The 14,265-nt window shown below is 59.1% G+C and carries 13 protein-coding genes; 5 read left to right on the top strand and 8 right to left on the bottom strand.

The genetic code is table 11. The features are described 5' to 3' along the window. Nucleotides 1-30: 30 nt before the first annotated feature. The 4 genes from EJ070_RS07650 to EJ070_RS07635 form a co-directional block, all read right to left on the bottom strand. Complete coding sequence (locus EJ070_RS07650) at nt 31-723, bottom strand: ABC transporter permease (protein WP_126090793.1); 693 nt, start codon at nt 721-723, stop codon at nt 31-33. After that, the gene (locus EJ070_RS07645) at nt 720-1,433 is read right to left on the bottom strand and encodes an ABC transporter permease (protein ID WP_126090792.1); all 714 of its coding nucleotides are present in this window, start codon (nt 1,431-1,433) and stop codon (nt 720-722) included. The genes EJ070_RS07650 and EJ070_RS07645 overlap by 4 nt, the downstream gene beginning before the upstream one ends. A 74-nt stretch (nt 1,434-1,507) precedes the next feature. Continuing rightward, on the bottom strand, nt 1,508-2,359 hold the full coding sequence (locus EJ070_RS07640; protein WP_126090791.1) for a transporter substrate-binding domain-containing protein: 852 nt from the start codon (nt 2,357-2,359) through the stop codon (nt 1,508-1,510). Between the two features lie 65 nt (nt 2,360-2,424). Then, on the bottom strand, nt 2,425-3,093 hold the full coding sequence (locus EJ070_RS07635) for a GntR family transcriptional regulator (RefSeq protein WP_126090790.1): 669 nt from the start codon (nt 3,091-3,093) through the stop codon (nt 2,425-2,427). 300 nt (nt 3,094-3,393) lie between these two features. Between EJ070_RS07635 and EJ070_RS07630 the strand changes: the two genes are divergently transcribed. From EJ070_RS07630 to EJ070_RS07615, 4 genes are all read left to right on the top strand, one after another. Next, nucleotides 3,394-4,290, top strand: coding sequence for a LysR family transcriptional regulator (locus tag EJ070_RS07630; RefSeq protein WP_189350424.1), 897 nt, complete (start codon nt 3,394-3,396; stop codon nt 4,288-4,290). Between the two features lie 173 nt (nt 4,291-4,463). Further along, nucleotides 4,464-6,839, top strand: a complete 2,376-nt coding sequence (locus EJ070_RS07625; protein ID WP_126090788.1) for an aminotransferase class III-fold pyridoxal phosphate-dependent enzyme — start codon at nt 4,464-4,466, stop codon at nt 6,837-6,839. A gap of 135 nt (nt 6,840-6,974) precedes the next feature. Beyond that, entirely contained in the window at nt 6,975-8,072 is a 1,098-nt protein-coding gene (locus tag EJ070_RS07620; RefSeq protein WP_126090787.1) for a polyamine ABC transporter substrate-binding protein, read from the top strand. 255 nt (nt 8,073-8,327) lie between these two features. Further along, on the top strand, nt 8,328-9,260 hold the full coding sequence (locus tag EJ070_RS07615; protein WP_245464832.1) for an acetylxylan esterase: 933 nt from the start codon (nt 8,328-8,330) through the stop codon (nt 9,258-9,260). Between the two features lie 225 nt (nt 9,261-9,485). On the opposite strand, the gene EJ070_RS07610 is transcribed toward EJ070_RS07615, so the two are convergent. Genes EJ070_RS07610 through EJ070_RS07595 form a run of 4 tightly spaced genes read right to left on the bottom strand, consistent with a single transcriptional unit; the run spans nt 9,486 to nt 13,215 of the window. Then, the gene (locus tag EJ070_RS07610; RefSeq protein WP_126095673.1) at nt 9,486-10,259 is read right to left on the bottom strand and encodes an ABC transporter permease; all 774 of its coding nucleotides are present in this window, start codon (nt 10,257-10,259) and stop codon (nt 9,486-9,488) included. After that, entirely contained in the window at nt 10,243-11,073 is an 831-nt protein-coding gene (locus EJ070_RS07605; RefSeq protein WP_126090786.1) for an ABC transporter ATP-binding protein, read from the bottom strand. Before EJ070_RS07605 ends, EJ070_RS07610 begins: the two co-directional genes overlap by 17 nt. Nucleotides 11,074-11,085: 12 nt before the next feature. Then, nucleotides 11,086-12,087 (bottom strand): ABC transporter substrate-binding protein, encoded by a 1,002-nt coding sequence (locus EJ070_RS07600; RefSeq protein ID WP_126090785.1) that lies wholly within the window; start codon nt 12,085-12,087, stop codon nt 11,086-11,088. 45 nt (nt 12,088-12,132) lie between these two features. Continuing rightward, a complete protein-coding gene (locus EJ070_RS07595; RefSeq protein WP_126095672.1) occupies nt 12,133-13,215 on the bottom strand; it encodes a 4-oxalomesaconate tautomerase in 1,083 nt (360 codons plus the stop codon). A 115-nt stretch (nt 13,216-13,330) separates the two neighbouring features. Between EJ070_RS07595 and EJ070_RS07590 the strand changes: the two genes are divergently transcribed. Next, a complete protein-coding gene (locus EJ070_RS07590; protein ID WP_126090784.1) occupies nt 13,331-14,230 on the top strand; it encodes a LysR family transcriptional regulator in 900 nt (299 codons plus the stop codon). Nucleotides 14,231-14,265: the final 35 nt, after the last annotated feature.

Here is a 14,265-nt window from a genome sequence, read left to right as displayed (position 1 = left end):
GTTCTCCTCGTCATTGCGGCGAGACATGTCTCAGGCCCGCGCCCGATAGGGGGTGAGCCGGATTTCCAGCGCGTTCAGTGCCGAGATGATTGTGAAATTGAGGGTGAGATAGATCGCGCCGGCAGCCACGAAGACCTCGACGGCGCGATAGGTCTGCGAAATAAGCCCCTGCGCGATCCCGGTGACCTCCATCAGCGTGATGATCGATGCAAGCGACGTGCCCTTGACCATGAGGATGATCTCGTTGCTGTAATTCGGGATCGCCTGGCGCAGGGCCAGAGGCAGCACAATCAGGCGCAGCGTGAGCAGCTTCGACATGCCGGAGGCTGTAGCGGCCTCGGTCAGTCCGCGCGGCACAGCCTTTATTGCGCCGCGCAGGATCTCGCTTCCATAGGCAGCTTCATTGAGACTGAGCGCGATGATGGCGCACCAGTAAGGCTCGCGGAACAGCCACCAGATTCCGATCGCCTGGAGCGACGGCCGAAACTGGCCGAGACCATAATAGATGAGGAAGATCTGCACCAGCAGGGGTGTTCCGCGAAAGACTGCAACGAAGGCACGGATGGGCCATACCACGATCCGGCGATTTCCCTGTTGGGCGAGCGCGAGCAGCAACGCCATTAGGAAACCGATGCCCATCGAGGCTGCGGTGAGCTGCAGGGTCAACGGCAGGCCAGCAAGCAGGACGGGAATGATCTCGAGAAAGAAGGCGAAGTCGATCACGCGTGGACCATGCCTCTCCAGGCCCGCGCCTCGCCATAACGGAAGACGGAAGCGGTCACGGCGGCGATGACGAAGTAGAGCGCGGCGGCCGCAATATAGAAGATGAAAGGTTCTCGCGTCGAACCTGCTCCGATCTGCGCTTGGCGCATCAGTTCGACGAGGCCGATGACGGAGATCAGTGCCGAGTCCTTGAGTACCAGCTGCCAGACATTGCCGAGTCCCGGCAGGGCGTGGCGCATCAGTTGCGGCACAATGATGAGGCGCAGCGATTGAGATCGGGACAGGCCGAGCGCCTTGCAGGCGTCGAACTGGCCGCGATCCACGGCCTGGTAGGCGCCGCGATAGACTTCTCCCTGATAGGCGCCCGATATGATGCCGATCGCCAGGACACCGGTTGCAAAAGTCGGCAGCCCGACGAAGCCGGCGCTGCCAAAGAACTTGCCAATCTGCGTCAGGGCGATGCTGCCGCCGTAGTAGAGGAGGTATATCGTCAGCAAGTCGGGCACACCGCGAAATACTGTGCCGTAGACATGGGCGAGCCAAGCGGGGACGCCGCGGGACGAGAGCCGACCGGCCGCCGCCGCGGCGCCGAAGGCGGCGCCGAGGATAAAGCCGAGAACGGACAGTGCAAGCGTAACAGAGGATGCGACAAGCAGAGCGGCTCCCCAGCCGCCCTCTTGCAAACCCAAAATATGCATAGGATTGGTCATGTAAGTCGTAGCCTTTCAGCGCGCTGCCCGACGCAAACGGCTCGCGCCGCTCCGCCAGGCAGGTCCGCCAGCGCTTACTTGACCGGCGTCACATCCGTCTTCACCCATTTTTCCGAGATGCGTTTGATGGTCCCATCGGCGATCGCGGCGCTGATCGCGTCGTTCAGCATCTCCTTGAGCTTGGTGTCTTCCTTGCGCAGTCCCGCACCGGTTCCGGCGCCGAATAGGCCGCCGACGAAGCCCGGACCAGCGAGCGTGAAGCCGGAGAATTCAGGTTTTGCGAGCGTCGCGGCAAGTGCTGTCTTCTGGGCGAATATTGCATCGATGCGACCCGCAGCCAGATCGAGATCATGCTGCTCGGTCGTCTTGTATTCGCGGATTTCCACCGTGTCGCCGAAGTATTTCTTCAGGAATTCGAGCATCATCGTGGCCGCCTGTACACCGACCACCTTGCCCTTCAGCAGCGGCTTCAGCTTCTCGATCGCAGCCTTGGACGCAGCCTCGTCATCCAGTTTGAATTTTTCAGTCGAAACACCGAGTTTGCCGAGCTCGCTATCCTTGGCGACTGCAAATCCGCCCGGATCGATCGCATAAGGCTGGGTGAAGTCTATGGTTTCGAGCCGCTTCGGTGTGATGAACATGCCGGCCATGATCACATCGAACTTGCCGACCTTCAGCGATGGAATAAGACCGTCCCAGTCCTGGGCGATGATGGTGCATTTGACCTTCATCCTTGCGCAAAGATCATTTGCGAGCTCGATCTCCAGCCCGTCGAGCTTGCCGTCTGCGTTGGTGAAATTCCAGGGCGCGTAGGCACCTTCGGTCGCGATGGTTATGGCCTTTGGAGCATCCTCAGCGAATGTGGACTGGACAAAGCTGAGCATGCCGAATGCGGCCGCGACGGCGGCCAGGCGATGAATTTTCATATAGGTTCCCCTTTCTTGTGCTGATCTGGCTGTTCCGGTGGCCGGTTCTGGTCTTTTTGCCGGACTTAGGCCCTTTCTCCTGCCGGCGTTGATCCCCGGCTCGGAGTCACGAATTCGGCCAACATTGGTGCCGTGCCGAGAATATGATCCTGCATGACCTGTTCCGCATGCACAGCGTCGCCCGAGCGCAAGGCGGCGATCACGGCGGCATGCTCCTCGCGCGCAGAATGCGGCTTGTCACAATCGTCGAACCAGATGCGCATGTAAGGCTCTATGACCACATGCAGCGCCGATATCTGGTGGATGAGCTTGGGCCTCTGGCTCAACGCACAGATACGGCCGTGGAATTCCTGGTGGCGGACCACCCAGTCGCTGCTACCGCTCTGCCCGGCGCGTTCCATGCGATCGAGTAGGTTCTCGAATTCTTCGAGCGCCTCCTCATCGATCCGTGGCATCGCCAGCCTGACGGCGAGTCCTTCCAGAACCGAACGTATTTCGAAGATCTCGTAAAGCTCATCGACTGTGAGGCCGGCCACGACACACCCCCGATTGGGGCGGAGAACGACCAGTCCGTCGGAAGCCAGGCGCCGAAAGGCTTCCCGCACAGGCATGCGGCTCATGCCGATCTCGGCCGCGATGTCTTCGGGAATGAGCCGGTCACCCGGTTTGTAACGACCTAGGCGAAGCGCCCGCTGGAGATGCCGGTACGCTTCCTCCTCTGCAGTGGCGGACATGCGTGGCTCGACGGAGAAGGCTGCTGGCACTTGGCACCCAAAAGTATTTTTGTATCCACGTATCATCAAATCCGGATTTGGTTGCGACGTCAATACCCGGTCGGACCGGAGCGGGAGATGAGGCAAGGGAAGGGCGATCATCGCTCCTTCGCAGGCGCGGGCGTACGTTTGTTCCCAGCAGGTCAATCACAAAGTCGTCCGCCTCGATTACGCTCCGGCGGAAATGACCATTTGCACGCTGCATCATCCGCCTACGTCTGCCGGAATTGCCAACCAGTACATTTGGTGCAATCTGCTTTCATGAAGATATCGGGTTCCGATCTCCATCTGTTTCGTGTCTTTGAAAGCGTGGTCCGCAATGGCGGCATGTCCGCAGCGCAGATGGAACTGTCGCTGAGCCAACCCACAGTCTCCAATCATCTGACGGCGCTTGAACAGCGGCTTGGCGTGAAGTTGTGTGAACGGGGCCGTCGCGGGTTTTCGCTGACGGATGAAGGGCGTCGGGTTTACGAAATCTGTACGGAAATCACCGGGGTGCTTGAAGCCGGTTCGGCCCGGCTTTCGCGTGTTCGAAGCGCTTTGGCGGGAAAGGTCGGCGTCGGCATTGTCGACTGCTTAACGACCGACCCAAGTTTCCGGCTTGCCGACGCTATTGCCGAGCTTTCCAAAGCTGCGCCGGAAATCGAGCTTGATCTCAAGATCATGTGCCCCAACGATATAACGAAGGCGGTGGCGGAAAACGAAATAGATATTGGGATAGGCGGCTCCGACATCAAAGTCGCAAGCGTGCAATACCAGATCATCTACCAAGAGGAGCACGCGGTATTTTGCGGTTCGGCTCATCCTTTGTTTTGCCGAAATGACGAGATGATTACAAGTGAGGAATGCTACGGCCATCCATGGGTAGAGAGAGGATATTGGTACGGGATTAGGCGTCACCGCTTCGACACCGCCGCGAACCGGGTAGCCTTTGATATTGAGGCGCAGCTTCTGATGGTCTTGTCGGGCGCCTACCTCGGGGTCCTGCCGATACATTTTGCCCGCGTGTTCGAACAGCAGGGGCGTCTTCGCCGACTTCCCATAGCCGACGAGGCTTATTCCGCCGATATCGAGGTCGCCACGCGAACAGGCGAGCAGGCCGCCAACGTCGCCTATGTCCGCGACGCGATCATCAGGGCGCACCGGATGCATTTGTAAAAACCAATGTATCCGTTCTCTGAATGATATTCTTGCCACGTCGATAGAGGTCTAGCCTCTCGTACGGCTGGCGATGCGCAGCGCAAAAATGCCACCTGCGGACTTCCCTGCCAAACGTGCAACTGCGACGTGGTCGCCGCGTCGGGTATCGATATTTGGCCTTAAGGTATGGAATGAGCACGGACGCTCTTCTGCTTCGCAACCTTCCTAATTTTTCGCCGGAAGCGACAAGGCGCCTCGTGGCAACCCGGTATGGGATCGACGGGACGTACAGGCGACTGGCTTCCGAGCGCGATCTGTCGTGGCGGATCGAAGGCACTGATGGCCGCGACGTCGTCGTCAAGATATCGAATATAGGCGAACCTGAAGGTGTCGTGGATATGCAGGTCAAAGCCCTGAACCATATCTGCGAGCGCGATCCGACCCTGCCGGTGCCTCGCGTTGTGCCCTCCCTCGCTGGCGCCCCATATGAATGGATCGAGGACGAGCGCGGCTGCCGGCACATGATGCGTGTGCTTACTTTCCTTCCGGGGAAGGTCATGGAGCAGGTTGAGGAAGCCTTTTCCGCCGCCACTCGGTTCAACATCGGTGTGATGGTTGGACGGCTTGCCCATGCGCTGCGCGATTTTTTTCATCCATACGCGGGCAGCAATGTGCACCTCTGGGACATTTCACGTGCCCTGGCCTTGCGCCCGCAGATCGCAAAGATCTCGGACGCCAGGCTTCGGCAATTGTGCGAGGAAATCTTCGAGCGTGCCGAGCGCTTTACCCTTCCCCAATTGTCGAAGACGCGTCGCCAGGTCGTGCATCAGGATTCGCATGGCGGCAATATCCTGGTCGATCCTAACGACAGCACATCGCCGGTGGGCATCATCGATTTTGGCGATATGGGCCACAATTCCATTGTCGCGGACATTGTGACTGCTTCCGAGACATTCGCGGACTTCGATGACGATCCGATCGCCTACCTTTGCGACGTCGCATCAGGTTTCGATTCGACATACCCGCTTGAAGAAAATGAGATCGATCTCCTTTTCGATGCGCTGCTCCTGCGCCTCGCCATGGCCACTGTCATCGTGGAAGCGAGAGAAGCCACCGATGAATCCGGCATCCCGCATATCGACAACGCCAGCCACTACCCTCGGATGATGGAGTTGCTGAGCCGTCAAGGTCGCGCACAGGCGGCCCGCCGGCTTCGTCAGGCATGCCGGTTTCCGGTGTATGGCGCCACGAGCAACGATGGCGAGCATCTCGCATATGACTATGACGGGCTCAGGCATGAGCGCGAAGCTCACCTGGGACCGATTTGGCATTTCTACAACAAGCCACTGCACATCACGCGGGCTCACGGAGCCTGGATGTACGGTGCCGATGGCACCGCCTATCTGGATGTTTACAACAACGTCCCTCAGATTGGTCATTGCCACCCGCACGTGGCGAAGGCGATCTTCCGCCAGGCCGGCGCGTTGAACACCAATACGCGGTATATGTGCGATGTGGCGGTCGAGTACGCGGCGCGCCTGACTGCCGACCTGCCTGATCACCTCGACACCTGCATCTTCGTCAACTCGGGCAGCGAAGCCAACGACCTGGCGATGCAGATAGCCATGTCGCTCAGCAGACACGACGGCGGTTTGATCATCGACCAGGCCTACCATGGCTGCACCGAGCTCACGACCGCGCTCTCCAATGAAAACTGGCGTCACCTTCCGGCCGAAGAGCATCCCAGACGGATTGAAATCTTGATGGCCCCGGATATGTACAAGGGTCCTTTCGCCAACGCCCCCCAAGCTGCGGCAAAGTACGCTGCCGATGCGGACCGGGCGATAGCCGCCCTGCGCGAAAGAGGCCACAGGCCGGCGGCATTCATGGTCGACACCGCCCTATGTTCAAGCGGTGTGCTGCGGGCGCCTGAAAACTATTTCAACCTCGTTGCGGAAAAGGTCCGATCGGCGGGCGGGTTCGTCATTGCGGACGAGGTGCAGGCCGGTTGTGGCCGCATGGGAACGTTTTGGGGGTTCCGGGCAAACGGGCTCAAGGACGAAAACATCGATTTCATAACAATGGGCAAGCCGGTTGGAAATGGCCACCCTCTGGGCGTCGTCATTCTCGGCTCGGCACTCATGAAACGGTTTCTCGATGGCACCTATCCGCTGTTGTTCAGCACATTCGGCGGCAACACCGTCGCATGCGCGGCCGGCATGGCTGTGCTGGACGTCCTTGAGCGAGAGGACCTGATCAAGCGGAGCGCCGCCATCGGGGAGTATCTGCGCCAGGAGCTTGGGCGCCTGGCCGAACAGCACCCCGTAATCGGCGACGTACGCGGGCTTGGAATGATGACTGGCGTGGAATTGGTGACGGATCGCCTGACGAAGGAACCGGCCATCATACGGACCGAGCGACTGATTGATGACATGCTTGCCCGCAACATCCTCATCGGGAAAAGCACGCCTAACACGCTCAAGCTACGTCCCCCGTTGATTTGGTCGCGCGACGAAGTCGACATCTTCGTCAGCGCTTTCGATGACAGCTTGAGAAGGCACAAATGAGCCCCCCATGCATTCGCTAGAGAACGGATGCCAGGCCGGCCTCAAAAGGGGAGGTCAACGCCTCTCTCCTTGCCTTCGAGAATGGTGCAACGGCCTGCCACGAGAATGGCGGGCGCCACAAACAGGAGGACCTGAATGAAGAAGGAGCTACTCGGACTGGCGGTCACGATGACGGCCGTCCTGTTTTCCGCAGGCGTCTCGTTGGCGCAGGACAAGGTCGTCAACGTCTATAACTGGTCTGATTATATCGACAGTTCCATCCTTGATGATTTCACCAAGGAGACCGGCATCAAGGTCGTCTACGACACCTTCGATTCGAACGAAATTCTTGAGACCAAGCTGCTTGCCGGCGGCTCCGGCTATGACGTGGTGGTTACAACCGGACCTTTTCTGGCCAGGCAAATTCAGGCCGGCGTGTTCCAGAAACTCGACAAGTCCAAGCTGCCGAACTTAAAGAACATGTGGCCCGAGGTGATGGCGCGCCTGGCCAAGTATGACACGGGCAATGAATATGCCGTCAACTACATGTGGGGCACGACCGGCATCGGCTATAATGTCGACAAGGTGAAGGCAGCTCTCGGCGACGTGGCGATCGACAGCTGGGACGTGCTCTTCAAGCCGGAGAATGCGGCCAAGCTGAAGGACTGCGGCATCAATATCGTCGATGCGCCCGAGGAGACTTTGGCCGTTGCCATGAACTATCTCGGCAAGGATGGTGACAGCAAGAAGAAAGAAGACCTCGAAGCCGGCGGTGACATCTACACGAAAATCCGCCCCTACGTCCGCACCTTCAACTCCTCTGCCTATATCAACGATCTGGCGAACGGCGATAAATGCATCAGCATCGGCTGGTCAGGTGACGTGCTGCAGGCCAAGAACCGCGCCAAGGAAGCCAACAACGGGGTCAAGGTCGAATACCTGATCCCTAAGGAAGGCACCTATATGTGGTTCGACAACCTTGCGATCCCTGCTGACGCTAAGCATGTCGATGAGGCGCATGCCTTCATCAACTACCTGATGCGGCCGGAAGTCATTGCCAAGTCAACCAACTATGTCCAAACAGCCAACGGCAATCTGGCCTCGCAGAAGTTCATCGACCAATCAGTGTTGAAGAACCCTTCAGTTTATCCGACGCAGGAAACGCTCAAGAAGCTTTTCACTATTTCTTCATACGGGTCGAAGGAGCAGCGCGTACTCACCCGCCTCTGGACCCAGATCAAAACGGGCAGCTAAACGGGACATGGATGGGGCGGTCGCCGCCCCATTTTTTTCCGGCGGCACCTCTGGGTGAAGGTCTGCCGCCACCTGACGGCCATGCGCGGAAGAATGGGGGGATGCCGGAATCTGTTGGACCGGTAACCCGCAGATCCACGCTCGCGCTCGGATCCGAATGCGGAGCCATCCATATCAATCGCCGATTTTGTCTCTAATTTAATTTGGGAGGAACAATGCCGTTCCAAGATCTGATCCAGCCTCAACTAGGCGCCTATGTCAGCAAAGTCGCCACGCCGGGCGACTTTGCCCAGTTCTGGGCCTCGACTATCGCTGAGGCCCGCTACGCCGGCGGCGCGGTCAGCATCGTTCCGGCGCAGACAACGCTCAAGGCGGTTCAGTCACTTCGACGTCACCTTTCCGGGATTTGGGGGACACCCGATAAAAGGATGGCTGATCCTGCCCACGCACCGCCAGGGGCGTCTGCCCCTGGTCGTGCAGTATATCGGCTATGGCAGCGGTCGCGGCCTGGCGCATGAGCAGCTGCACTGGGCGGCGTCAGGGTTTGCATATTTTCGAATGGATACACGCGGGCAGGGAAGCGACTTGAGCGTCGGCGAGACCGCCGATCCGGTCGGCTCGACCTCTTCCTTTCTCGGCTTTATGACGCGCGGCGTGCTGGATAAGAATGACTACTATTACCGGCGCGTGTTCACCGATGCCGTGAGGGCGATAGATGCTCTCCTAGGGCTGGACTTCATCGATCCCGAGCGCATCGCGGTTTGCGGTGACAGTCAGGGCGGCGGCATCTCGCTTGCCGTCGGCGGAATCGATCCCCGCGTCAAGGCTGTAATGGCCGACGTGCCGTTTCTTTGTGACTTTCCCCGCGCTTTGGGGACTGCCGTCCGCGATCCCTATTTGGAAATCGTTCGTTTCTTGGCGCAACATCGCGAGAAGAAGGCGAAAGTCTTTGAAACGCTCTCCTATTTCGACTGCGTCAACTTCGCCCGGCAGTCCAAAGCGAAGGCGCTGTTTTCGGTGGCCCTGATGGACGAAGTTTGCCCGCCCTCTACCGTTTATGGCGCGTTCAATGCCTACGCGGGGGACAAGACCATCGTAGAATACGAATTCAACAACCATGAAGGTGGGCAAGGCTACCAGGAACGCGAACAGATGGCGTGGCTCAGCGAGCTGTTCGGTGTCGGCTGAAGTGAGCGGACCAGGACGGTTCGCGGGTTCCAGGCACCTTCGCGTCGCAGATCCGCTCCGGCCAAGTGCATCCCAATTGCCCGGCGTGGAGCAGGCGGCCTTTCTTGCGTTCCACCATCGTTCCCAGTTTCGGACCCAGAGAGTGCGCAGAATGCCTGCGCTCTCCCTCCTTGGCTGGGAGGGAGAGCGCTTGTGAACAAGCTTCTCGGTTGCCGCTAAAGATCCTCACGCAGGCCGTTCGGAAGCGCTCGGTCGCCACTTGATGAGATGCTTCTCGGCGACGTCCAGGATGCTGTCGATAATCAGGACGAAGATCGCGAGGATCAGGATCCCTGCGAAGACACCGACCGCATCGAAATTGCCTTCCGCCTGAGCGATCAGATAGCCAAGCCCGGCGGAGGAGCCGAGATACTCGCCGATAATCGCCCCGACGACGGCAAAACCGACCGAAGTGCGCAATGAGGACAGAATCCAGCTTGCCGCCGCCGGGAAGTAGACGTGACGAAGCAGGTCCGACCGCTTGGCTCCGAGAATGCGCGTGTTCGACAGCACAACCGGGTTCACTTCACGAACGCCCTGCATGGCGTTGAAGAAAGTGACGAAGAACACCAGCGTGACGGCGAGCGCCACCTTGGACCAGAGACCGAGGCCGAGCCAGAGTACGAATATCGGCGCAAGCACGACGCGAGGGATCGCGTTCAAGCCTTTGATGAAAGGATCCAGAATGCGCGCGGCCGAACGACTGAGGCCGAGCCAGACGCCTGCTGCCACGCCGAGTGCCGTCCCGACCAGGTAGCCGAGCACGGTTTCCGTCAGGGTGATGGCCACATGCTTATAGAAGCTGGCGTCCACTACCCAGGACGCCACCTGCTTGAGGATGTCGACCGGAGCCGGGAAAAAGAAGACGTCGATGATGCCCGCCGCGACACCGAGCTGCCAGCCGCCGACAATTGCCACCAGCAGTACGACTTGGATGAGGCGTTCAGTCGTGGCGTTCATAGCTTTTCTCCACTTCGCTGCGCAGCGATGACCAGATGTTGCGATAAAGATCCATGAAGCGTGGATCGAGCTTGATTTCAGCGACATCGCGGGGGCGTCGGAGATCGACGGGGAAGCTGTCGATCACGTGCGAGCGCGGTCCGGCGGCAAGCACCACGACCCGATCCCCGAGAGCGATCGCCTCCTCAAGGTCGTGCGTGATCATCACCACGGCGCGCCGTTGCTCCTGCCAAAGCCGCAACAGCTCATTCTGCATCAGGTGGCGGGTATGGATGTCGAGTGCCGAGAAAGGCTCGTCCATCAGGATGACCTTGGGGCCGGTAATCAGTGCCTGTGCCATCTGCACGCGCTTGCGCTGTCCGCCGGAAAGCTGATGCGGGTAGCGATGCTCGAAGCCCTTCAGACCAACCTTCGCCAGCCACTTCATCGACTGCTCGCGTCGTTCGGCAGCGCCTGTGCCCTTGAACATGGGGCCAAGTTCGACATTCTCGAGCGCAGTCTTCCAAGGAAGCAGTGCATCCTGCTGGAACAGATAGCCGATATCGTTTTGGATCCCGCGTACCGGCTGACCCTCAATCGCGACAGTACCGCTCGAGGGCTTCAGCAGCCCGGCAATCGCGTTAAGAATCGTGCTCTTGCCGCAGCCGGTCGGCCCAACGATCGCAAGAAACTCGCCATCGGCGACAGCCAAGTTCACATTCTGCACGGCCACATAGGCGCCAAAGGACATGGTGACCTTGTCGATGGAAACCATCGGCTTCGCATGATGCGGACTGTTCGTCGGGGATACGGTTTTCACTACGGCCAATGCCATGACCTCCTCCTGTCAGTTGGCGGCGACGTTCGGGACTTTGTCGACGAACTCGTTCGTGTAGGTTCTCTTGAGGTCGATCTCAGCCGCAGCGACTTTTTCATTGAAACTCTTTAGGACTGCGAGCGGAGTCTTGATATCTTCCTCATTTATGCGCCCGTCCTTCGAAAAGATCGCCTTCGCGTTCTCTACCGCCTTGACGTAGGTTTCACGATCGCCGGAGATGAACTCCTTCGGCAGCTTGTCGACGATCTCTTCCGCGGAGTGACTGTTCATCCACTCGAGCGCCTTGACCGTCGCATTCGTGACCTTCTGGACGGTCTCCGGATTTTTCTCGATATAGCTCTGTGTGGCATAGAGGACGGAGGTTGGGTAAATCCCGCCATAGATCGCCTTGGCTCCCTCGTCGCTGCGACCGTCGATCAGGATCTTGCCGACGCCCTTGGCCGCTATAAAGGTTGCCGCCGGGTCGTAGTTGACGAGGAGGTCGACCTTGCCCTGTTCAAGGGCCGCGACGGCGGCAGACCCGGAGCCCACGCCGATCAGCGAGACGTCGTTCGCGGACAAGCCGTTGCGCTGCAGGTAATAGCGGACGAAGAAATCGGAAGACGAGCCTGGCGAGGTGATCCCAATTTTTGCGCCTTTGATCGTTTCCGGTTTTGCCGGGTCGAAAGTGCTGTTCTTGCCGCCAGCCAACACGAGCCCGGAATTGCGGGCGAGCTGCACGAACGCCACGACAGCCTTCTTTTGCGCCTGCATCTGGATCGTATGGTCGTAGAAGCCTACGGCGATATCCGTCGAGCCGGCGACAAGGGCCTGAAGCGTCTTCGACCCGCCCGATGCGAAGTTCTCGACGGTCACCTCCAGGCCTTCCTTTTCATAAAGGCCAAGCCCCTGGGCGACCGGAAAGGGAAGATTGTTGAGATTGTAAGAGCCGACGCTGATGCGGACCGGATCCGCGAATGCGGAACCGGCAAACACGACGGTTGCCGCGAGGGCGAGCATGAGCTTGCGCATGATATTCTCCTCCTGTTGGTGGCGCCCTCCTGGCGGCCACGGTTATTATGCCGCGCAACCCAGTTGCGGGACAGGTTTTGCAAATACATGTCCTTCGAACAGCCGGCGGGCGGTGCGAAGGATTCCGGCGACGACTTTGCCGTCCCTTTCATACAGCTTGACGTCCAGGTGGCCGCTTGGGTGCTCTATGGAAAGCACGACTGGAGGGATCCGCCTGCCGATCAGAAGCGAAGCAACAGTATCCTGGCTGATACAGGCCGTGGCGATCCCCACGGCGCCCGTGGTTGCGAGCGACGGGTGACATTGATGCGGCATGAAATACCGCACGCTGATGTCGCCTCCCGACTTTGGCCGGGAAATCAGCACCGGCTTCGGCGTTACCTGATTGCTTACATCCCCAAGGCCCATCCGTTCGCCGGCAGCGATGCGAAGCTTCTCCAGCCGTCCCAGCAATTCCCTATCAGCATTGAGTTCAGCCGCGGATTCGAAGCCGGTTGCGCCGACCGAGTCTGCCTCGATCAACATCATCGGCATTGCGCAGTCGATGCAGGTGACAGCCACACCATCGATCAAGTCTACCGGCTTGCCGGTGGGAAAAAGCCGTCCGGTACGAGCTCCCGCCGCGTCCACGAAGGTCAATGCGATCGGCGCTCCACGGCCGGGCACGCCGTCAATGGCAGCTTCACCGAGATAGGAGACGCTGCCGTTTGGAGTGGGAACTTCGGCCTCGATCAGCTTGCTGGTGTTGACGTTATGGATCCGGACGAGCGTCGTTTCTCCACGAACCGGGACAAGTCCAGCTTCAATGGCAAACGGGCCGACCGCAGCCAGCATGTTGCCGCAGTTCGGGGAGGTGTCGACAATCTGCTGGTCGACCCGCACCTGGGCAAACAGATAATCCACGTCGGCGCCTGGAATGCTGGCAGGCCCGACGATGGCCACCTTGCTCGTGACCGGATTGCCGCCACCGATGCCGTCTATCTGCAACGGATGACCCGAGCCCATAACGGACAGGAGGATCTTGTCCCGCTCGATGGCGTCCGCAGGAAGATCGTTTGCCAGGAAGAACGGACCTTTTGAGGTGCCGCCTCTCATCAGAACGCAAGGGATCGCCAACAGGTCATTCATCGCTTGTGCTTGCATCAGAATTATGTCATCGCCGTATCAATCGGCGCTCTTTGATCCAATTATTGGAAAACACATTTATTTTGTGAAATGCTAAGAATCGGAGGATTGATGCAACATGAGCATTAATTGCGAGATCCTTGACCTTCGAGCCTTCCTGAGCGTCGTAGAGTTGGAGAGCTTTCATCGCGCGGCCGAAGCTCTGCATCTGTCACAGCCCGCGTTGAGCCGCCGCATTCAAAAACTGGAGCAGGCTATCGGAGCACCCATTTTGGAACGGACAACCCGGCACGTATCCGCGACGGCTCTCGGTACAGAACTCGTGCCGCTCGTGCGACGCATGCTGGAGGAGTTTGACGGCTCTCTGTTTGCTGTTCGTGACGTTGGAACCAACCGAGGTGGATTGGTGACGATCGCGTGCCTCCCCACTGCGGCATTCTACTTCCTGCCGACCGCCATCCGGCAGTTCAATGAGGAGTACCCGAACATCCGCTTTCGCATCCTCGACTTGCCGGCGACCGACGGTCTTCAAGCCGTGGCGCGCGGTGAGGTGGAGTTCGGCATAAACATCATGGGCACCTCGGATCCGGACCTGACCTTTGATCGGCTCGCGGAAGACCCATTTGTGCTTGCAGCGCGCAAGGATCACCCTCTGGCTGCCAAACCATCGGTCGGCTGGGCGGAACTAGAGCCCTATCATCTGATCACGGTTCATCGATCAAGCGGCAACAGAACGCTGCTCGACGCGGCGCTGGCAAAATCGAACATCAAGCTTCGCTGGTTCTACGAGGTAACCCATCTGTCCACCTCCCTTGGGTTGGTGGAGGCAGGCCTCGGGATTTCCGTTCTGCCACGAATGGCAACCCCGGGAGAAGACCATCCGTTTCTGATCACCCGCCCAATCCGCAATCCCGAGATATCACGCACGATCGGCGTGGTTCGCCGTCGCGGCGGCACCTTGTCGCCTGCGGCAGAGCGATTCCTTAAGATGCTGATAGGTTTATGGGGCAGTGATTGAGAGGCGCTAGGAAATCGCCAGCCGTAAAGCCAGAA

The organism is Mesorhizobium sp. M1E.F.Ca.ET.045.02.1.1, assembly GCF_003952485.1.
Taxonomy (GTDB): domain Bacteria; phylum Pseudomonadota; class Alphaproteobacteria; order Rhizobiales; family Rhizobiaceae; genus Mesorhizobium.
This window is presented reverse-complemented; position numbering and strand designations above follow the sequence as displayed.